We start from the raw sequence: 19,944 nt of genomic DNA on the forward strand, positions 1-19,944 counted from the left end.
AGTCGGTACTCGGTTTTCGTCAGTTCTCGCTGCGCGGACTGAACCGGGTGAGCGGCGAATGGACGCTGGTGTGCCTGGCGTGGAATCTGAAACGCATGGCCGTATTGCGCCCGACATCCGCCCGAAAGGCCTGAAAAGCGAGCGGCAGGGTGCGTTTTCAGGATATTGGGCGTAAAAAGACGTCATTATGCGCCGCTGCGCACCATGCTGGTGCAAAAATCTGCCGGGGCGGGTCGCACGCCTCACCTGCCGACGGCAAGCCCGACAGGCTGCTAGGCCATGACATCAACCCTGGCTAATAGTTTGAGTAGTGTATACAGCAATCCCGAGAAAAAGGAGTTGTTCTTTTCTGATTCAGAGCAAATAGATATTGACAACCTGCTGGAGGCGCGTGAAAAAAGCCCCTCTGCAATGTCTCCCTGCGACACCAATCTCTTTATCGGCGTGTTCTTCGATGGCACAGGCAATAACTACGCCGAGAGCTTCGACAAGCAGGACTACAGCCAGTCCAACGTCGCGCGGCTGTATAGCGCCTATCCGGGACTGAGTGTTCCGGGGGTCCTGCCTCCGGAGACAAACTGGCGGAGCAACCTTTCGGATTACGACAATTTCTTTCGCATCTATACCGCCGGCGTGGGTACCTTTTTCGAACCCGTGGGCGACTCGGGGAAGGGCTTCTGGGACGAAAAACTGGGCCTCGGTATGGGCCGGCTGGGGCAGGTGCGTATCCTCTGGGGGCTGGCTCAGGTCATCAACACCCTGAGCCGCTATTTTCTCAAACAATCCGTGATTGACAATGCCGAGGTTCAGCAGGTCAGCGCTGCCAGCAGGATGTCCTCGAGGGCACTGCATCTTGAGGCCGCTTCTCTCCAGGCGCCGGGGCTGCTCAACAGCCCCGATGCCAACCTGCCCCGGCGCCTGTTGAAATGGCTACGCCGTCTGCATGACGCAATTCGCCCGCACATGACACTGGAAGGCGGCAGACCGGATAATATCGATCCGGGCATTGTCAGAAATATCTACCTGTCGGTATTCGGCTTTTCGCGAGGCGCCGCCCTGTCCCGCGTTTTCGCCAACTGGCTGGTCAGGCTGTGTCGGCTGGATGCCGAATTGACAGGAAAGAGCGGGCTGACCCTGGCCGGCTTTCCCGTAACATTCGATTTTCTGGGTCTGTTCGATACGGTGGCTTCTGTCGGTATCGCCAACCTGATTCCGGTCAGTGATGGCCATGCCGGCTGGGCGGATGCAGAGGCAGAGTGAGATAGATAAGGCATGGGTGTCATATTCCAAACTCATGAATCTGTCCATCAAACCATTCCATGATGCTTTGGCCGACTAATCGCACCCTGATCGTGACCACTAAAGAACCTTTCGATCCACAGAACGCTGAGCACATCAAGCTGGCGCGGGCGACGGAGGTTTTTCTGGCGGATAGGGGGCTGCTGCCCGAGCGGTGCATCTAAAATTCACCTGCTGTTCCGACGCCAACCAGCCGCTGATCACCGGCCGGGTCTACAACAGCGCGCAGACCCCGGCTGGCACAGCAACGGCCTGTTCCCCGGATTCCGGAGCAAGACCTACTGCGGCAGCACCTACAACGAACTGGTGTTCGACGACGCCTCCGACCGCAACCTGATCGACTACCGCGACCCGCTGGGCACCACACTCGCTATCGCTATGTACGACGGCGAGTTTCGTCTCGTCGAACGGCCGATGCTATCGGCTTTCGCCGGCATTATTATTAAGACGCTGCCGGGCATCTCGACACGCGCCACCAGTCCGTCGACATGTGTAAGCAGCTCGACGGCCTGGTCCTGCTGGCGCAGGAGGGGATGGCGCCTGAAGCCTTCGAGGCCGCGGTATTTGCCTGATACCGGGTTAGAGCGCTCTACCGCGGGCGCCGGTATCAAGGATTACAGCTTGTATTCGGCCAGTTTGCGGGGCACGCGCTCGAGTTTGAGCCTGGCAAACTTCGGCAGGCCGTTTTCGAACGGCGGGAAATCCTCGCCCTGGATCAGCGGGTTCAGGTAGCGTCGGCCGGCGTCGCTGATGCCGTAGCCGTCCTCGCGGATGAAGTCATCGGGCATGAACTTCTCATGGTTGGCGACCTCCTCCAGCGGCGCATCGAAAAGCGACCAGCGGTAGGGGTCGTCGCTGTCGCGCCGGATCGCCGGCATCACCGCGTTTTTGCCCTCCAGGGCGCATTCCACCGCGCGCCGGCCGACCGCCCAGGCCTGTTCGACATCCACCCCGGCGGCGAGATGGCGTGCGGCGCGCTGCAGGTAGTCGGCCACCGCCCAGTGGTACTTGTAGCCCAGGTCCTGCTTGACCATGCCGGCCAGCGTCGGTGACACGCCGCCCAGCTGGCGGTGACCGAAGGCGTCGGTGTTGCCGGCGTCGGAAAGGAAGGTGCCATCCTTGTAGCGCGCGCCTTCGGAGACCACCACCACGCAGTAGCCCTCCTTTCTGACCGCCGCATCGATATGGTCCATGACGCGCTGGCGGTCAAAGGGCACCTCGGGCAGCAGCACCATATGCGGCGGGCCTGCACCATCCTCGCTGGCCAGCGCGCCGGCGGCGGCGATCCAGCCGGCGTGACGGCCCATCGCCTCGAGAATGAATACCTTCGTCGAGGTTGAGCACATCGAGGCGATATCCAGCGCCGTTTCGCGGGTGGAGGTGGCGATATACTTGGCCACCGAACCGAAGCCCGGCGAGTTGTCGGTGATCGGCAGGTCGTTGTCGACCGTCTTGGGGACGTGGATCGCCTGCAGTGGGTATCCCATGTGGTCGGAAAGATGAGAAATCTTCAGGCAGGTATCGGCGCTGTCGCCGCCACCGTTGTAGAAGAAGTAGCGAATATCGTGTGCCTTGAAGACCTCGATCAGGCGCTCGTACTGGCTGCGATGAGTCTCGATATCCTTCAGCTTGTAGCGGCAGGAACCGAAGGCGCCGCCCGGGGTGTAGCGCAGCGCGGCGATCGCCTCGTCGCTTTCGCTGGCGGTATCGATCAGATCCTCGGTCAGGGCGCCGATGATGCCGTTGTGTCCGGCGTAGAGCTTGCCGATGCGGTCGCTGTACTGCCGACAGGTTTCGATGACGCCGCAGGCGCTGGCGTTGATCACGGCAGTGACGCCGCCGGACTGCGCATAAAAGGCGTTATGGGTGGTCATGGGATTCCTGCTTTTTATGAATGAAGGCAAGCGGCCACGAGCGTCCCTGATGACCGCTCTCTCGGCAACCCGACGCGCGCATGGCGCGGCGCTGTTGGCCCGGTCAAAGGACTGGTGATACTTTTCAGCAGGCGATCATAGCCATTTTCGGTCCGTACGATCCAGTCGAGTGTAGTGGTGTTGTTGCTCTTGTGCAGCGAGGGACTGATTGCCGCCGGCGCTTGCCCTACAATGGCGACGGTCACAGGACGTGCGCCGTCAGCAGCGATGGCGCTGCCCGGTACCGCCAGTAGCATCGGTCGAGGGAGAGGTTTTGTCATGCATATTCACATTCCGGGCATCTGCGGCACCTTCATGGGCAGCCTGGCCCTGCTGGCGCGGGAGCTGGGGCACCGGGTAACCGGCTCCGACAGCAATGTCTATCCGCCCATGAGCACACTGCTGGAAGCCCACGGCATTGATCCCGGTCACGGCTTCGATGCTGCCCATCTCGACCCCGCTCCCGATCTGGTAGTGATCGGCAACGCCCTGTCACGCGGCAACGTCGAGGTCGAGGCGGTGCTCGATCGGCGCATTCCCTACACCTCCGGGCCGCGTTGGCTGTTCGATAACCTGCTTTGCCACCGTCGCGTGCTGGCGGTGGCGGGCACTCATGGCAAGACCACCACCGCCGCCATGCTTGCCTGGATTCTGGAGCGCGAAGGCCATGCGCCGGGTTTTCTGATCGGCGGTGTACCGGGCAATTTCTCGATGTCGGCGCGCGCCGGTGAGCCCGGCGGGTTCTTTGTCATCGAGGCCGACGAGTACGACACGGCTTTTTTCGACAAGCGCTCCAAGTTCGTGCACTACGGCCCCGAAGTCGCGCTGCTCAACAATCTCGAGTTCGATCACGCCGATATTTTCGACGACCTGGCGGCAATCGAGCGCCAGTTTCACCACCTGGTGCGTACCGTGCCGGGCAATGGCCGGCTGCTGGTGGCCGCCGATGAACCGGCGCTTGATCGCGTGCTGGCGCGGGGCTGCTGGACGCCGGTGGAGCGCTTCGGTAGTGCGCCGCAAGCGGCATGGCAGCTTGAAGCGAGCGCCGGGGGCTTTACCGCCATCGTCGCCGGGCAGCACTACCCGGTCGGCTGGACGCTCAGCGGCGAGCACAATCGCCGCAACGGCCTGGCGGCCATGGCTGCGGCCGCGGCGGTGGGTATATCGCCGCAGGCCGCGGCGCGGGCGCTGCAAGCCTTTCGTCCGCCGCGCCGGCGTCAGGAGCTGCGTGGGCGGGTCAACGGCATCGAGGTGATCGATGATTTCGCTCACCACCCGACGGCGATCGCCCTGACGCTGGAGGGCCTGCGCGCCGAGCGCCCGCAGGCGCGGCTGATTGCGGTGATCGAGCCGCGCTCCAACACCATGAAGCTGGGGGCGATGAAGGCGCGTCTGCCGGGCAGCGTGGCGAGCGCCGACCGGGTCTGGTGGTACCAGCCGCCGGGGCTGGGCTGGCAGGTCGAGGAGGTCGCCCGCGACTGCCCAGTGCCGGCCTCTGCCTGCGCCGACAGCGCTGCGCTGATCGAGGCACTGGCCGAGGAGACAGGACCCGGCGACCGCATCGTCATCATGAGCAACGGCGGTTTCGACAACATTCACGAGCGGCTGTTGGTGGCGCTGCGTGAACGCTATCCGCAGCAGACAGAGGATGGCGAGGCGTAGCCTTTTAAAACGCCGGCAGCACAAGAATGCGCAGCACTGCCAGCAGCAGCGAAGTGAATACCAGTACCGCCAGCGTGAAGGGGCGGCTATCCGCCTGCGGCGGACCGGCGAAAAGATGATAGCTGACCCGTGTGGCGGCGCAGATTGCAAGGCCCAGCAGGGCGCCGCCGATCAGATCGCTCAGCCAGTGTACGCCGTAGGTGAGCCGCGACAGGGCGATCAGGCTGGCCGGGGTCAGCGCCAGCCAGTAGGGCCAGCGTCGGGCCGCACTGCTCAGACGCTCGGCGGCGAAGGCGGCACCCAAACCACATACCAGCACGGCGCTGGAGGTGTGGGCGCTGGGCCATGAAAAGGAACCGATCAGATGCGCGGGCGTTTCCGGTCGCACTCTGCCGACCAGCGCCTTGAACAGGGTATTACTCATCGCCAGCAGCGCCAGCGCGCCCAGCCAGTGCAAAAGGATGGCCCAGCGCCGCTGCAGCAGCCACCAGCCCAACCAGGGCAGCAGCAGTGCGGCGATACCGAAACTGTCGCCAAGGCGGTCGAGCCATAGCGAGAGCCGGCTGACCATGGGACTGTCGAGACGCGCCGCCAGTTGCTGAATGGCGACATCGAAGGCCGGCGGCTGCGACAGCCCGGCAACCCATAGCCCCATCAGCGCAAAGGCGAGCAGGGCAGAGGCCGCCAGTATCAGCGAGGCCAGCGGCACCTCGCCGCCGACACCGCGTCGCCGCAGCGCCAGCCATAGTCTTCGGCTGACGACGTGACGTCGGGCGGCTCTCAGAACGGCGCCATAGAGACGGCTACCGCGCGCCAGCCGGCGGCGCAGCCAGGAGAGGATCAAAATCAGCGCCGCCAGCGTCAGTACCAGTGCCGTCAGGCCCTGCTCGACCCCGGCAGGCAGGTGTATCATGCTCTGCCAGGCGCGGCCGAGGTAGTAGCCGGGCAGCAGATAAACCGGCGCCCAGGCGAGCGCCGAAAGCAGGTTGAAAAGCGCAAAGCGCGCCGGCGGCATGAACATCATGCCCGCCACCATGGGTACGATGGGCCGCACCGGGCCTATAAAACGGCCCAGCACCACCGAGAGCGGGCCGTGGCGGATAAAAAAGCGCTGGCCCTGCTCCAGCCACTGCGGATGACGGCTGAAGGGCCACCAGTGGGGCACCCGGCGACGCTGGGTGCGCCCCAGCCAGTAGCTGATGCCATCGCCGATCACCGCGCCCAGGAAGGCGGCGGCGATCAGTGCTGCTATCGGCACCTGTTCGTGGCCGGCCAGCGACGCGGCGGCGGTCAGCATCACCACACCCGGCACCACCAGGCCTACCATGGCCAGCGACTCCAGCATGGCGATCAGGCCGGTTATGGCGATCAGCACGGCAGGAATATGGGACCACTGCTCGATCAGTTCGACGGCGCTCATCCGATGATTCGTCCGGTGTACGCCGCCGCCGGGCGACTATTGGCGTCTTGAGGAATGCGACCGGCCGCTGACGGCCGGTGGCAAGCGCGGCATGGCGTTTTTACTGCCACTGGCAACTGCCTTATAGTGAGTTGAAAACGTGAGCCATTATAGTAGCCGTCCGGCGGCGCAACAGCGTCTCCAATGCAGCAGCGGCTCAATCATAGTGAACAGGAGATGCCGAATGACCGCCGCGACCCAGGCAGGGAAGACGGATGTGGCCGCTGAAGTAGTGGCCTGCGGAGCGCGCGCGCGCCATGCCGCACGAATTTTGCGATCCAGCTCGACGGCGCAGCGCAACGCAGCCCTGGCGGCCATAGCGCATCAGTTGGAGAGTGCCCGCGAGTCGCTAAAGGCGGCCAATCAGGGGGACCTGGAGCGCGGCCGCCGGGCCGGGCTTGCCGATGCGCTGATGGACCGTCTGGCCCTTGATGATCGGCGTATCGACGCCATGATCGCGGGGCTTGAAACCGTGCGCGCGCTGCCCGATCCGATCGGCGGTGTCGACGAACTGCGCCGTCAGGCCAACGGCCTCGAGATCGGCCGCATGCGCACCCCGCTGGGCGTGATCGGCATCATCTATGAGTCGCGTCCCAACGTCACCATCGATGCCGCCGCGCTTTGTCTCAAGGCGGGCAATGCGGTAATTCTGCGCGGCGGCTCTGAAGCCTTCGACTCCAATCGGGCGATCGCTGACTGTATTGCCGCCGGGCTGGCCGAGGCCGGACTGCCCGCCGCGACGGTACAGGTGATCGATACCACCGATCGCGCCGCAGTGGGGGCGCTGATCACCGCCGACGAGTATGTCGATGTCATCATTCCCCGCGGCGGCCGCTCGCTGATCGAGCGCATTGCCGGCGAGGCCACCATTCCGGTCATCAAGCATCTCGACGGCCTCTGCCACGTTTATATCGACCGCCATGCCGATCCGCGCAAGGCCGAGGAGATCGCCTTCAATGCCAAGTGCTTTCGCTATGGTATCTGCGGGGCCATGGAGACGCTGCTGGTCGACGAGGCGGTGGCCGGCGACTTGCTGCCCGCCATGCTGGCGCGCTTTGCCGCCGCCGAGGTCGAGCTGCGCGGCTGCGAGCGCACCCGCGAGCTGGCTGGCGAAAGCGGCGTTCAGGGCGTGCTGGCCGCCGATGAGCAGGACTGGTACAGCGAATATCTCGGCCCCATCCTGTCGGTAAAGGTGGTCGCCGGGCTCGATGAAGCGATCGACCACATCAACCACTACGGCTCGCACCACACCGATGCCATTGTCACCGAGCATCTGACCCATAGCCGACGCTTTCTCGCCGAAGTCGACTCCAGTTCGGTGATGGTCAATGCCGCTACCTGCTTCGCCGACGGCGCCCAGTACGGCCTGGGCGCGGAGATCGGCATCTCCACCGACAAGCTGCATGTGCGCGGCCCGGTGGGGCTGGAAGGGCTGACCACGCGTAAATACATCGTGCTGGGCGACGGCCATGTCCGAAGCTGACAGACGTATCGCCATGTTCGGTGGCACCTTCAACCCGGTGCACAATGCCCATCTGCGCGCTGCGGTGGAGCTGCGCGACGCCTTCGAACTGGACGCCCTGCACATGGTACCGGCGCATCTGCCGCCGCACCGTGATGCGCCGGGGGTCAGCTCCCGTGACCGTTTCGAGATGCTGCGGCTGGGCATCGACGACACGCCGGGGTTGATCGCTGACGACCGCGAGATTCGGCGCGATGGCCCCTCCTGGTCGGTGGAGACGCTGCGCTCGCTGCGTGAGCATTACGGTAGCGACTGCCGGCTGATGATGGTGCTGGGGCACGATGCCTTTCTGGGCCTGCCCGACTGGCATCGCCCGCGGGCGCTGTTCGAGCAGGCGCACGTTGTAGTGATCGGCCGCCCGCACAGCGATAGCCTCGGCAACGCTGCGCTGGAGTCACTGATCGACGATCGCGTCGTCCGCAGCAGCGCGGAACTTATGCGCCATCCCGCCGGCGGGGTGCTTTTCTTCGACGCGACGACACCGATGTCGATCTCTTCGACCGATATTCGTCACCGCCTGGCAGCAGGGGGCTGTGCCCGCTATTTGCTGCCGCCGGCCGTGGAGCGCTACATCACCGCTCGCGGCTTTTACCGCGATGGCGGCAGTTGACGCGACAGCCGTGACATGGCGGCAGTTGGGGGCTCGCTGAGCGCGGCCGGCGTGGGTACAATAGATCTATTGCCCATTAATACCGAGGAGCTATGCAGACAGCACTTTCATCCCTGGTGGTGGACGCCCTTGAAGAACACAAGGGGCGTGATATTACCGAGCTTGATGTCTCCACCCTGACCAGCGTGACCGATGTCATGGTAGTGGTCAGCGGTACCTCCAGCCGCCACGTCAAGGCACTCGCTGACAGTGTCATCGAACGTGCCAAAAGTAGCGGCGCACGCCTGCTTGGCGTCGAGGGCGAGGCCGGCAGCGACTGGATGCTGGTCGACCTGGGCGACGTCGTGGTGCACGTCATGATGCCCGAAGCGCGTCGCGTCTATGACCTCGAGCGGCTGTGGAGTGAGCTTCCCAACGATCTACAGCGCCTTGAAGCGAGCGAGACGCGCCATTGAAACTGCGGGTACTGGCCGTCGGTACGCGCATGCCGGGCTGGGTGGTGCAGGGCGTCGAGACCTACCGCAAGCGCATGCCGCGCGAGATGACGCTTGAATTCGTCGAGATTTCCCCCGGACAGCGTTCCAAAAGCGCCGATCCCGAACGTGCCGTACGCACCGAGGGCGATCGTCTGTTGGCCACGCTCAAGGGCAGTGAACTCATGGTGGCGCTGGATGTCGAAGGCAGCAGCTGGTCGACGCCCGAGCTTGCCGAGCGGATGTCGCAGTGGCAGATGGGCGGCAGCGACGTGGCGCTGCTGGTCGGCGGTCCCGACGGTCTTGACCGGCGCTGCCTGCAGCGCGCCGATCAGCGCTGGTCGCTGTCGCCCCTGACGCTGCCGCACCCACTGGTTCGGGTGATGCTGGCCGAGCAGCTTTATCGCGGCTGGAGTCTCCTGAGCGGTCACCCTTATCACCGCTCTGGCTGATCCGGTCGGTTTTTACTTTTATCCTGTCGAGCAATATCCCCCATGCGCTCAGGTCGCGACACTCTGAAGGACTCTGAACAGCAGTCGCGCATCTTCAATCGCCGCAGTGTGCTGGCCGCCATACTGGTGTTCGTCATGCTGGCCGGACTGGGTGGGCGCATGGTCTGGCTGCAGATTTTTCAGCACGAGACCTTCATTACCCGCTCGGATCGCAACCGCATGCGCGTCGAGCCGCTGCCGCCCAATCGCGGCCTGATTTTCGATCGCCACCATCGAGTGCTGGCGGAGAACCGGCCGACCTATAATCTGACCATCGTGCGCGAACAGGCCGGTAACGTGTCGCGTACCATCGATCGGCTGGTGGAGATACTGGACCTGCCGCCGGAGCAGCGCGAGCTGCTGCTGCAGCGCTCCCGGGAGCGGCTGCGCTCCTTCGAACCGGCGCTCTTGTTGAGCGATCTCACCGAAAAGCAGATTGCCGATATTTCCATCAACCGCTATCGGCTGCCGGGCGTGGCGGTGGAGGCGCAGCTGATCCGCTACTATCCGCAGGGCGAGGTGATGTCCCACGTGCTGGGCTATGTCGGACGCATCAGTCAGCAGGATCAGCAGCGCATCGACAACAGCAACTACGCCGGCACTCACTTTATCGGCAAGACCGGCATCGAGCGCTTCTACGAGGAGGAGCTGCACGGCCGAGCAGGCGTGCGCCGGGTCGAAACCAATGCCCGCGGCCGCGCGCTGCGCGAGATCGACCGCACGCCGCCGCAGCCGGGCAAGGACATTACCCTCACCATCGATGCCGACCTGCAGCAGCTGGGCTATGAATTGCTCGACGGTCGTCGCGGCGCCATCGTGGCGATCGAGCCCAAAACCGGTGCCATCCTGGCCATGGTCTCCTCACCGGGCTTTGACAATAATCAGTTCGTTACCGGCATCGACACCGCGTCCTATAACGCACTGCGTAACGATGTCGACATGCCGCTCTACGACCGTGCCGCGCGGGGCTCCTATCCGCCGGCCTCCACGGTCAAGCCCTACATGGCTTCGGCGGGTCTGGAGTACGGCCTGATTACGCCTTCCGATACGGTCTATGACCCCGGCTATTATCAGTTGCCCAACGATTCGCGACGCTATCGCAACTGGCTGCGCTGGGGGCACGGGCGGGTCGATATGCATCGTGCCATCGAGGTCTCCAACGACACCTACTTTTTCGATCTGGCGCACCGTATGGGGATCGATCGGCTCTCCGCTTTCATGCAGAAGTACGGTTTCGGTCATGATTACAGCCTCGATGTATGGGGCGCCAGTGCGGGGTTGATGCCGAGCCGCGAATGGAAGCGCGAGCGCCATGGCCAGATCTGGTTCCCGGGCGAGACGCTGTCGGTGGGCATCGGCCAGGGCTACTGGCTGGCAACGCCGTTGCAAATGGCTACGGCGGTGGCGGTGCTGGCCAACCGCGGCAAGTGGGTGCGCCCCCACCTGGCGATGCAGATCGGCGACGAGTCCATTGCGCCGCCTTTCGAGAACACACCGGAGGATATCCAGCTCGACAACGATCACTGGTGGGACCTGATTTTTCAGGCGCTGGAGGATGTGATGACCGGCAGCGAGGGCACCGGCCGCGCTTCCGGGCGCAATCTTCAGTACCGCATGGCGGGCAAGTCGGGTACCGCTCAGGTCTTTACCCTCGGTCAGGAGGAGAAGTACAACGCCGCCGAGCTGGAGGAGCGACTGCACGATCACGCCCTGTTCACCGCCTTTGCCCCGGTTGACGACCCGCAGATTGCCATTGCCGTAGTGGTCGAGAACGGCGGTGGCGGCAGCCGTGTGGCGGGTCCGCTGGCGCGTCAGATGCTGGATGCCTGGCTGTTGCCGGAAGAGCACTCCAGCGACGAAGCACTCGAGCAGATGCGCCATAACGAAAACGTCGCCGAGCGCATCGGAGGGGGAGACTGATGGTCGAACAGTGGCAGCGTCTCTATCGCCGCAGTCGGCGTCATTATCAGAGCCTGAGCTGGCAGACCCTGCACCTTGACCCCTGGATGCTGCTGGCGCTGCTGACGCTGGTAGGGGGCGGTCTGGTCGTGCTCTACAGCGCCGGCGGCGAGTCCGGCTATCTGGTCGAGTCGCAGGCGCTGCGTTTTGTCGCCGCCTTTCTGGTGATGATGACCATCGCGCAGTTCTCGCCGCGCACGCTGATGCGCTTTGCGTGGCTTTTCTACAGCCTGGTGACGCTGATGCTGCTGGCAGTAGAGCTGATCGGCACCCATGCGATGGGTGCGCAGCGCTGGTTGACCATCCCCGGGGTGATCACCTTTCAGCCGTCGGAGCTGATGAAACTGGCGATGCCACTGACGATCGCCGCCTTTCTGGCACGGCGTACCCTGCCACCCGGCTGGCTGGATATCGTCGTCTGCTTTGCCCTGATGGCTCTGCCGGTGGCGTTGATTGCCGCCCAGCCGGATCTTGGCACTGCCATGCTGGTCAGCGTTTCGGGTGTTTTCGTGGTGCTGCTGGCGGGGCTGTCGTGGCGCTTTATCGCCCTCTGTGGGGCGCTGGGCATGGCGGCGATGCCGCTTTTGTGGTTCAACATGCATGACTATCAGCGCCAGCGGGTCATGACCTTTCTCAACCCCGAAAGCGATCCGCTGGGCAGCGGCTGGAACATCATCCAGTCGAAGACGGCGATCGGCTCCGGTGGTCTTTACGGCAAGGGCTGGATGCAGGGCACCCAGTCACAGCTGGAGTTTCTGCCCGAGCGTCATACCGACTTTATCGTCGCCGTGCTGGGCGAGGAGTTCGGCCTTGTCGGCATGCTGGTGCTGCTGCTCTGCTATCTGGTCATCATCTGGCGCGGCCTCTACATGGCCGGTCAGGCCCATGATACGTTCGGCAAGCTGCTGGGCGGCAGTCTGATCCTGACCTTTTTTGTTTACGTATTCGTCAATATCGGTATGGTCAGCGGCGTATTGCCGGTAGTCGGCGTGCCGCTGCCGTTGGTCAGCTACGGCGGCACGGCCAGCGTGACCCTGCTGGCCGGCTTCGGTATGCTGATGGCCGTGTATACCCACCACAAGTCCTCGCCGCGATAGGGAAGGGAAAGGATGCCGTCGAAAGGATATCTCAAGGGATGGAAGTGCTGCGGCGCTGCGGCGCTGCTGTTGACGACTGCGCCGGCGCTGGCTCAGCAGGAGGGCGAGAGGCGTTACAGCGCGGCGGACAACCCGCAGGTCAGTGCGGTGGCCGATACTCTGGTCGGTGCGGGTCTGAATCGTGATGAGGTGGTCTCGACGCTCGGCCGGGCGCATTATCAGCAGAAAGTGATCGATGCGATCACCCGGCCCGCCGAGCGCACCCTGAACTGGGGCGAGTACCGCGATATTTTTCTGCAGCCCGAGCGCATCGAGGCCGGGGCGGCCTTTATCGAGGAGCACCTCGATGCCATGCAGCGCGCCGAGCAGGTGTACGGCGTGCCGCGCGAGATCATTAGCGCCATCATCGGCGTGGAGACCTTTTACGGCCGCCATCTCGGCAACTATCGGGTGCTCGATGCGCTCTCCACACTGGCCTTCGACTATCCGCCACGCAGCCACTTCTTTACCCGTGAGCTGGTGTCGTTTATCGAATTGACCAACGCCAACAGCGGTCTCGACCCGCTCCAGGTGCAGGGCTCCTATGCCGGTGCCATTGGCCTGCCGCAGTTCATTCCCTCCAGCTATCAGGCCTATGCGGTCGACTTCAATGACGACGGCAGTACCGACCTTATCCACCAGCCGGTCGATGCTATCGGCAGCGTGGCCAACTATTTCGCCGAGCACGGCTGGCGTGCCGACGAGTCGATCGTGATCGAAGCGCGAGTGGTCGACGGCGATGCTCCCGAAGATGTCGACTACAACCAGACCCGCGAGCCCTATGCAAGCGTCGACGAACTGGAGCGTGCCGGGCTGCTGCCGTCGGTATCGATGAGTGGGGACGACCAGGTGATACCGCTGGCGCTGCAGGATGGCGAAAGGATGCAGTATCTCTTCGGCCTGCATAACTTCTATGTAATTACCCGCTACAACCACAGCCACCTTTACGCCATGGCAGTGACCCGGCTGGCCGAGGCGATTCAGGCCGAGCAGGGGCGGGAGAATTGAGTTGAGGGTAGCGAGCCATTCGCATGTCGTCCTTTCGGCAGCTCAGGGCCGTTTCGCTCTGGTGCTCGTGGCGCTGTTGCTGCTGGCGGGATGTGCCGGCAGCGGCGGCAACGGCAGTGGTGCCGGCTCGAACAGCAGCGGGCGCTACGCCATGAGCGAGGATGCCTACCCGGATGATCCTCCCAACCTGTCAGAGGTGCCCGATGCCGTGCCGCGCGTCGAGCCGCGCTCCAGAGGGGGCAACCAGTCCGTATATACCGTGCTGGGCAAAAGCTACCGGGTGCTCGACTCCAGCGACGGTTATAGCCGGGTAGGCGGTGCCTCCTTTTACGGTCGGAAGTTCCAGGGCTACGACACCGCCAACGGTGAAACCTACGATATGTACCGCATGACCGCGGCGCACCGCACCCTGCCGCTGCCTACTTTTGCGCGGGTAACACGTGTCGATAGCGGCCAGTCGGTGATCGTCAGAATCAATGATCGTGGCCCCTTCCACGACGAGCGCATCATTGATCTCTCCTATGCAGCGGCGGCGCGGCTGGATATGCTCGACGACGGTACCGCCCGAGTGCGGGTAACGGCGATCGACCCGCGCCGCTGGCAGGCCGAGCAGCGCCAGCAGCAGGCGCCGTCCGCGACCAGCGTTGCCAGCCACAGTCAGCAGCGCAGCACACCTGCTGCGGCGTCGGTGCAGAGCAACGCCTCCAGCGACACATCATGGCAGCAGGATGACGGCGCCGTCTTCCTGCAGGTGGCGGCGCTGAGCTCCGCCGACAGCGCCAGACAACTCAAGGACAGGCTGACCTCAGCACTGTCGATGCCGGTTCGTATCACCCGCCATGACCGCCTCAGGCGCGTTCAGGTCGGGCCATTGAACGATCCGATCATGGTGGAATCCGCCCGTGCCGCCCTGGCCAGCGCCGGTTTTGACGGCGTTCGTCGCGTTGGCGGGGCGGAGTGACAATAGATCAATCGCGTATATCGAGACCGTTGACATGACCTTTTTTTCAGCAGGAATTTTCCGCCGGCGCAATGTCGTCGCGATCGCCGTAGCCGCTTTATCCTTTACCGCGGCACCGGCCATGGCGGCGGAGCAGAATCCCGGTTCCACCAGTTTCATTCCGTCACCCCCGGCGCTGGCGGCCTCGGCCTGGGTGCTGATGGACGCCGCATCGGGGCAGGTGCTGGTCGAGCACAACGCCAACGAGCGGCTGCCGCCCGCCAGTCTGACCAAGATGATGACCGCCTATATCGCCGAGGATGAGATTGAAAACGGCGATATATCGCTCGACGACCAGGTGCGCATCAGCGAAGAAGCCTGGAGTACCGGCGGGTCGCGCATGTTCGTGCGCGAGGGTACCAGTGTGCCGCTGATCGACCTGATGCGCGGTATCGTGGTGCAGTCGGGTAACGACGCCACCGTGGCGGTGGCCGAGTACATTGCCGGCAGTCAGTCGGCATTCGCCGATCTGATGAACGAATACGTGCGGCGCATGGGCTTGCAGAACACGCACTTCGTCAATCCTACCGGCTGGCCCGCCCCCGATCACTACTCCTCGGCGATGGACCTGGCCACCATCGCCCGCCACATCATTCGGGATTTTCCTGACCACTACGACCTCTATTCGGAAAAGTATTTCACCTGGAACGATATCCGCCAGCCCAACCGTAACCGGCTGCTGTGGCGTGATCCCAGCGTCGACGGCCTCAAGACCGGCCATACCGAGGCGGCTGGCTACTGCCTGGTGGCTTCTGCCAAACAGCAGGATACCCGCCTGATTGCGGTAGTGATGGGGACCAGCTCCGACGAGGCGCGCGCTCAGGAGACCCAGAAACTGCTGAGCTACGGCTTTCGCTACTATGAAACACGCCATCTTTTCGATGCCGGTCAGCCGTTGACCGAAGCGCGCGTTTGGGGCGGCACTCAGGATCAGGTGGGACTCGGCCTCGCCGATGATCTCTACATCACCGTGCCCACCCAGGGAGACACCGAGACCGAAACCCGCACCAGCCTCGATGGCGACCTGCAGGCGCCCATTCAGGCCGGCCAGCAGCTGGGTACCCTTGAGGTGCTGCGCGATGGCGAGGTGGTACGCAGTGAACCGCTGGTAGCGCTGTCAGGCGTTGAGCAGGGTGGTTTCGTCAAGCGGCTGTGGGACGGCCTGCTGCGCTTCGTGCAGGGGCTTTTCTGATGATTGTCATGCAATAATGACTCGTTGTTGCCGCATCGGGGCCTGGCGTGGCTGACGCGGCGCCCCATGTTGAGTAAAATACTCGGGTAATGGTTTTGATATCGGGTCGCCTCCGGGCTGCCCGCTTTTCAAGGAGGCTCAGATGTCGGCACGCGCTCCGCAGCGATCCAGCATCGTAGTGCAGCAGGAAAACGAGCAGGGCGCAGAAGGTCAGGAAGCGCCCGTAATCGAGTTCCCCTGTGATTATGCCATTCGCATCGTGGGCAACAACGACGTCGAGTTCGAGCGCGACATGCTGGATATCGTCGAGCGTTTTTCTCCTGAACTGGATCGCTCCAGAGTGACGCATCGCGATAGCCGCAGCGGCAAGTATCGCTCGCTGCACGTTACCCTCTGGGCGACCGGCGAGGCGCAGCTCAACGAGCTTTTCGAGGCGCTCAAGGCCACCGGGCGCGTGCAGATGGTGCTGTGATGGCGACCGCCGACTCCGGTATCGAGGTCTACCGCCTCGGGCGGCGCGGCTACCGTGATGTCTGGGAGGCAATGCGTCGCTTTACCGATGAGCGCGATGCGACGACTCGCGATCAGATCTGGCTGGTCGAGCACTCTCCCGTGTTTACCCAGGGGCGTGCCGGGCGCGCCGAGCACCTGCTGCGACACAGCGCTATCGAACTGGTGCAGAGCGATCGCGGTGGTCAGGTCACCTATCATGGTCCCGGCCAGCTGATTCTCTATCCGCTGATCGATATCAAAAGGCGCGGGCTGGGCGTACGCGCCATGGTCAGCGCGCTGGAAAACGCCGTGATCGACGTCCTTGCCGCCCATCAAATGACCGCCGTGGCGCGCCCCGACGCCCCCGGTGTTTACGTCGACGGCGCCAAGATCGCCTCGCTGGGGCTGCGTATTCGCCGCGGCAGCAGTTACCACGGCGTGGCGTTCAACGTCGATATGGACCTCACCCCCTTTGACGACATCAACCCCTGTGGCCTTGCGGGGATGAAGATGACCCAGCTTCGCGATCTGGTGCGACCGCGCCCGGATATCGAGCGCGAAGCGGGCAGACTACTTGGTGCTTTTGCCGCCCGGCTCGGCGACCCCGAGCTTTTCGAGCAGGCGGGCGAGCCCGAAGCGCTGGCCCATTTTTCCGGATCAACAGGATTCACGCCATGACCGAGACGACTGCGACCAATCCGACCTCCACCCAAAAGCGGGCCGAGAAGGGCGTCAAGCTGCGCGGCGCCGACAAGGTTGCCCGCATTCCGGTCAAGGTCATCCCCACCGAGACGCTGCCCACCAAGCCGAGCTGGCTCAAGGTGCGCATGCCGGTGTCGCAGGAGGTGACGCGCATCAAGCAGACGCTGCGCAAACACCAGCTCAACACCGTGTGCGAGGAGGCCTCCTGCCCCAATATCGGGGAATGCTTTAGCGGCGGTACCGCCACCTTCATGATCATGGGCGATATCTGCACGCGGCGCTGCCCCTTCTGCGACGTTGCCCACGGCCGCCCCAACGCGCTCAACGAGAACGAGCCGCGCGAGCTGGGCGAGGCGATCGCCGATATGAAACTCAAGTACGTGGTGATCACCTCGGTGGATCGCGACGACCTGCGCGACGGCGGCGCTCAGCACTTCAACAACTGCATCAGCGAAATTCGTCGCCTTAGCCCCGGCATCGAGATCGAGGTGCTGGTGCCCGACTTCCGCGGCCGCATGGACAAGGCGATCGACATCATGCGTCAGGAGCCGCCGGACGTTTTCAACCACAACCTCGAAACCGTGCCGTCGATCTATCGCCGCGTGCGCCCGGGTGCCGACTACGAATGGTCGCTGGACCTGCTGGAGCGCTACAAGCAGGCGCGTCCCGACGTCATGACCAAGTCAGGTTTGATGCTGGGCGTGGGCGAGACCGATGAAGAGGTGATCGAAGTGATGCGCGACCTGCGCGCTCACGACGTCGATATGCTGACGCTGGGGCAGTACATGCAGCCCTCGCGCAGCCACCTGCCGGTGGACCGCTGGGTGCATCCCGATACTTTTGCCTGGTTCGCCGAGAAGGGTTACGAGATGGGCTTCAAGCACGTCGCCTCCGGCCCGCTGGTGCGCTCGAGCTACCATGCCGACCGCCAGGCCCACGGCGAGAAAGTATCCTGAATCAGCCACTGCGTTGCGAAGCTGTGGCGCAGTGCAGGCAGGCGCCCGCAGCTTGAAAGTTCGGCGGCCTTCATGGTCTGGGGGCCGCCGTTGTATGTCTGACGATTCAATAGCTTCCCTTGCCCCGATCCATCGGCTTTGGTGGCTTGCTGCGCTTTTCATACCCATACCGACCTTGTCATATAGGTATATACAGTGTTATGGGTATCGGCAAAACGCGCCAGCATGCGAATTCGAGATAGGCTGCACAGAAATTTGCATCCCCATTCAATTCAGTAGTTTAATGATGTTTAATAAGAAGGTTGAACGAGCGTGACCGTTTAAGTGAATAAACGAGCGCGCTATCTAATACCTGTTAGGCGGCAAAAGAGAATCATAGATATGACGAAACCTTTTACCGGCGGTTGCTCTTGCGGAGCCATTCGTTACGAGTGCAAGCAGGAGCCCGTAGCGATGCTTAACTGCCACTGCGAAGACTGCCAGTATTCGAGCGGTGCCCCTTTTGCATCAGGCATAGTCGTTGCTGTTTCGGCGACAGACATTGTAGGTGCTCCTAAAACGCATGCCGTTCGCGGCAACACGGGTGGGGTGACAACTCGTAGTTTTTGCGCTGATTGTGGAACTCCACTTTTTACGCGCGGCGAAGCAGTTCCGGAATTTATGTCCATCCGGTTCCCGACATTGGACGATCATTCTTGGTTCAAGCCCATGGTGGACATTTGGACTTCACGCGCACAGTCATGGGTGTGTCTTAATCAAGAAATTCCTCATGTCCCCGAGTCGCCTTAGTTCTTGGCGAATTAGAATGCCGCCTAATGGATCGCTGCAGTTGACCGCCCAAAGCGTTGCCGCGCTCTGGCCGGCAACTGAGCTTCGGCGTTGTACGGCGGTGGGTTTGTGTTGTGGTCGAACTCTGGCATTGGCTAGCAAGGGCGAGCCAGTAGCTGGGCCTTGAGAATCCAGGGCGCTTCCAGGCCCAGGCCGAGGGTGAGAATCCGGGTGCCGTCCATGCCATGCCTTCTATCGTGGTGGGGGCCATATCCTGGCTCGGCTCAGGGGCCGAATTCCACACCTCGCGACGAAGACCCATAAAGCCGGAGCGAAGCTAAGGTTTTGGCATCCGGTGCACGACTTGGTTATGCAGCATGTAGCGGCTTGATTCTATCCACTTCTTCCTTGACCGACTGCGCGGCCGTCCAAAGATCAACAGATCGCTGTGCGTTCAGCCAGAATTCAGGCGAGTTACCAAACAAACGCGCAAGCCGGAGCGCCATTTCAGGGCTGACAGCACGACGTTCTCGCAATAGTTCATTAACTGACTGACGAGAGACACCCAAAGATTCGGCCAATCCCGAAACCGTCAGACCATAGTCCGGAAGAAAATCTTCTCGCAGCATCTCGCCAGGATGAGTGGGTTTGCGCTGCATACCGGTAGTATTAAGAATAGCCATATCATCACCTCACTCAGTGGTAGTCACATACTTCGACTTCATATGCATCACCATCTTCAAAACGAAAACAGATACGCCACTGATCATTTATTAAAATTGCGTGCTGCCCCTGCCTGTTTCCCGACAGCGGATGAAGGCGATTGCCGGGTGGCACTTTCAAATCCTCTAGCTGTACGGCCAGATCCACGTATTCAAGTTTTCTAGCTGCTCTCGGAGCAACATCCGCAGGAAATTTCTTTGACCTGCCCTTGGAGTAGAGCTTTTGGGTTCGTTTGTCAGCGAAGGATTTGATCATGAAGAAAATTGTAGCTCGTCACGTGACACTTGTCAATACAGTCTGGAAATGACTGCATAACGCCCAAGCTCAGTTGCCGCCGTAGCGGCCGATTGTAGTGGCATAGTGAATCTGGCCACCTGATTTTGAGTGTATGATCACTCACAGAGACAGTCAGGTGCAGATGATGACAAGGAAGAGAGCGTTCAGTCCGGAATTTCGCCTGGAGGCGGCTCAACTCGTGGTCGATCAGGGTTACACGCTGAAGGCGGCGTGCGAGGCCATGGGGGTGGGCAAATCTACCATGGAATACTGGGTGCGCAGGCTTCGGGCCGAGCGCTCCGG

The 19,944-nt window shown here is 62.6% G+C and carries 21 protein-coding genes; 17 read left to right on the top strand and 4 right to left on the bottom strand.

Features of this window, described 5'->3' with window-relative positions; translation table 11 throughout:
- Together H146_RS20965 and H146_RS19780 are read left to right on the top strand one after the other, a co-directional pair.
- On the top strand, positions 1 to 134 hold a 134-nt coding region (locus tag H146_RS20965; RefSeq protein ID WP_019953071.1), incomplete at its 5' end, for a transposase.
- 277 nt (positions 135 to 411) lie between these two features.
- Positions 412 to 1,260, top strand: a complete 849-nt coding sequence (locus H146_RS19780; protein WP_019953072.1) for a DUF2235 domain-containing protein — start codon at positions 412 to 414, stop codon at positions 1,258 to 1,260.
- Between the two features lie 653 nt (positions 1,261 to 1,913).
- Here the strand turns inward: H146_RS19780 and H146_RS0116950 are convergent.
- Positions 1,914 to 3,173, bottom strand: coding sequence for a 6-phosphofructokinase (locus tag H146_RS0116950; protein WP_019953074.1), 1,260 nt, complete (start codon positions 3,171 to 3,173; stop codon positions 1,914 to 1,916).
- Between the two features lie 318 nt (positions 3,174 to 3,491).
- Between H146_RS0116950 and mpl the strand changes: the two genes are divergently transcribed.
- Positions 3,492 to 4,874 carry a UDP-N-acetylmuramate:L-alanyl-gamma-D-glutamyl-meso-diaminopimelate ligase gene (gene mpl / locus H146_RS0116955; protein WP_019953075.1) on the top strand — a complete coding sequence of 461 codons (1,383 nt, stop codon included), beginning with the start codon at positions 3,492 to 3,494 and terminating at the stop codon, positions 4,872 to 4,874.
- A 4-nt stretch (positions 4,875 to 4,878) separates the two neighbouring features.
- Here the strand turns inward: mpl and H146_RS0116960 are convergent, their stop codons facing one another.
- On the bottom strand, positions 4,879 to 6,294 hold the full coding sequence (locus tag H146_RS0116960) for a bifunctional DedA family/phosphatase PAP2 family protein (RefSeq protein ID WP_019953076.1): 1,416 nt from the start codon (positions 6,292 to 6,294) through the stop codon (positions 4,879 to 4,881).
- A 223-nt stretch (positions 6,295 to 6,517) separates the two neighbouring features.
- On the opposite strand from H146_RS0116960, the gene H146_RS0116965 reads away from it, so the two are divergent.
- The 13 genes from H146_RS0116965 (at position 6,518) to H146_RS22535 (ending at position 18,663) form a co-directional block, all read left to right on the top strand.
- Positions 6,518 to 7,816 carry a glutamate-5-semialdehyde dehydrogenase gene (locus H146_RS0116965; RefSeq protein WP_019953077.1) on the top strand — a complete coding sequence of 433 codons (1,299 nt, stop codon included), beginning with the start codon at positions 6,518 to 6,520 and terminating at the stop codon, positions 7,814 to 7,816.
- Complete coding sequence (gene nadD / locus H146_RS0116970) at positions 7,803 to 8,465, top strand: nicotinate-nucleotide adenylyltransferase (RefSeq protein WP_026352079.1); 663 nt, start codon at positions 7,803 to 7,805, stop codon at positions 8,463 to 8,465. Before H146_RS0116965 ends, nadD begins: the two co-directional genes overlap by 14 nt.
- A gap of 92 nt (positions 8,466 to 8,557) precedes the next feature.
- A complete protein-coding gene (rsfS, locus tag H146_RS0116975; RefSeq protein ID WP_019953079.1) occupies positions 8,558 to 8,920 on the top strand; it encodes a ribosome silencing factor in 363 nt (120 codons plus the stop codon).
- Positions 8,917 to 9,390: a 23S rRNA (pseudouridine(1915)-N(3))-methyltransferase RlmH gene (gene rlmH / locus H146_RS0116980; protein WP_019953080.1), complete on the top strand. Its 474-nt coding sequence runs from the start codon at positions 8,917 to 8,919 to the stop codon at positions 9,388 to 9,390. Before rsfS ends, rlmH begins: the two co-directional genes overlap by 4 nt.
- Positions 9,391 to 9,432: 42 nt before the next feature.
- Positions 9,433 to 11,349, top strand: a complete 1,917-nt coding sequence (mrdA, locus tag H146_RS0116985) for a penicillin-binding protein 2 (RefSeq protein WP_019953081.1) — start codon at positions 9,433 to 9,435, stop codon at positions 11,347 to 11,349.
- The gene (gene rodA / locus H146_RS0116990; protein ID WP_019953082.1) at positions 11,349 to 12,485 is read left to right on the top strand and encodes a rod shape-determining protein RodA; all 1,137 of its coding nucleotides are present in this window, start codon (positions 11,349 to 11,351) and stop codon (positions 12,483 to 12,485) included. The genes mrdA and rodA overlap by 1 nt, the downstream gene beginning before the upstream one ends.
- A gap of 12 nt (positions 12,486 to 12,497) precedes the next feature.
- Positions 12,498 to 13,532, top strand: coding sequence for a lytic murein transglycosylase B (mltB, locus tag H146_RS19785; protein WP_083920931.1), 1,035 nt, complete (start codon positions 12,498 to 12,500; stop codon positions 13,530 to 13,532).
- Position 13,533: 1 nt separating this feature from the next.
- Positions 13,534 to 14,493 carry a septal ring lytic transglycosylase RlpA family protein gene (locus H146_RS0117000; protein ID WP_019953084.1) on the top strand — a complete coding sequence of 320 codons (960 nt, stop codon included), beginning with the start codon at positions 13,534 to 13,536 and terminating at the stop codon, positions 14,491 to 14,493.
- Positions 14,494 to 14,527: 34 nt separating this feature from the next.
- Positions 14,528 to 15,724, top strand: a complete 1,197-nt coding sequence (locus tag H146_RS0117005; RefSeq protein ID WP_019953085.1) for a D-alanyl-D-alanine carboxypeptidase family protein — start codon at positions 14,528 to 14,530, stop codon at positions 15,722 to 15,724.
- A gap of 142 nt (positions 15,725 to 15,866) precedes the next feature.
- Positions 15,867 to 16,196 carry an HP0495 family protein gene (locus tag H146_RS0117010; RefSeq protein WP_019953086.1) on the top strand — a complete coding sequence of 110 codons (330 nt, stop codon included), beginning with the start codon at positions 15,867 to 15,869 and terminating at the stop codon, positions 16,194 to 16,196.
- Positions 16,196 to 16,894 carry a lipoyl(octanoyl) transferase LipB gene (gene lipB, locus H146_RS0117015; RefSeq protein ID WP_019953087.1) on the top strand — a complete coding sequence of 233 codons (699 nt, stop codon included), beginning with the start codon at positions 16,196 to 16,198 and terminating at the stop codon, positions 16,892 to 16,894. Before H146_RS0117010 ends, lipB begins: the two co-directional genes overlap by 1 nt.
- Positions 16,891 to 17,874 carry a lipoyl synthase gene (gene lipA / locus H146_RS0117020; RefSeq protein WP_019953088.1) on the top strand — a complete coding sequence of 328 codons (984 nt, stop codon included), beginning with the start codon at positions 16,891 to 16,893 and terminating at the stop codon, positions 17,872 to 17,874. Before lipB ends, lipA begins: the two co-directional genes overlap by 4 nt.
- Positions 17,875 to 18,255: 381 nt before the next feature.
- Positions 18,256 to 18,663 (top strand): GFA family protein, encoded by a 408-nt coding sequence (locus tag H146_RS22535; RefSeq protein ID WP_083920932.1) that lies wholly within the window; start codon positions 18,256 to 18,258, stop codon positions 18,661 to 18,663.
- Between the two features lie 347 nt (positions 18,664 to 19,010).
- Here H146_RS22535 and H146_RS20980 read toward each other — a convergent pair whose 3' ends face one another.
- Both H146_RS20980 and H146_RS20985 read right to left on the bottom strand, forming a co-directional pair.
- A complete protein-coding gene (locus H146_RS20980; protein WP_012139019.1) occupies positions 19,011 to 19,325 on the bottom strand; it encodes a HigA family addiction module antitoxin in 315 nt (104 codons plus the stop codon).
- A 13-nt stretch (positions 19,326 to 19,338) separates the two neighbouring features.
- On the bottom strand, positions 19,339 to 19,620 hold the full coding sequence (locus H146_RS20985; protein ID WP_083920933.1) for a type II toxin-antitoxin system RelE/ParE family toxin: 282 nt from the start codon (positions 19,618 to 19,620) through the stop codon (positions 19,339 to 19,341).
- A gap of 133 nt (positions 19,621 to 19,753) precedes the next feature.
- Between H146_RS20985 and H146_RS19790 the strand changes: the two genes are divergently transcribed.
- The coding region (locus tag H146_RS19790; RefSeq protein WP_019953089.1) for a transposase at positions 19,754 to 19,944 on the top strand (191 nt) is incomplete at its 3' end.

The sequence above is a fragment of the Kushneria aurantia DSM 21353 genome, from assembly GCF_000382245.1.
GTDB classification, from domain to species: Bacteria; Pseudomonadota; Gammaproteobacteria; order Pseudomonadales; family Halomonadaceae; genus Kushneria; species Kushneria aurantia.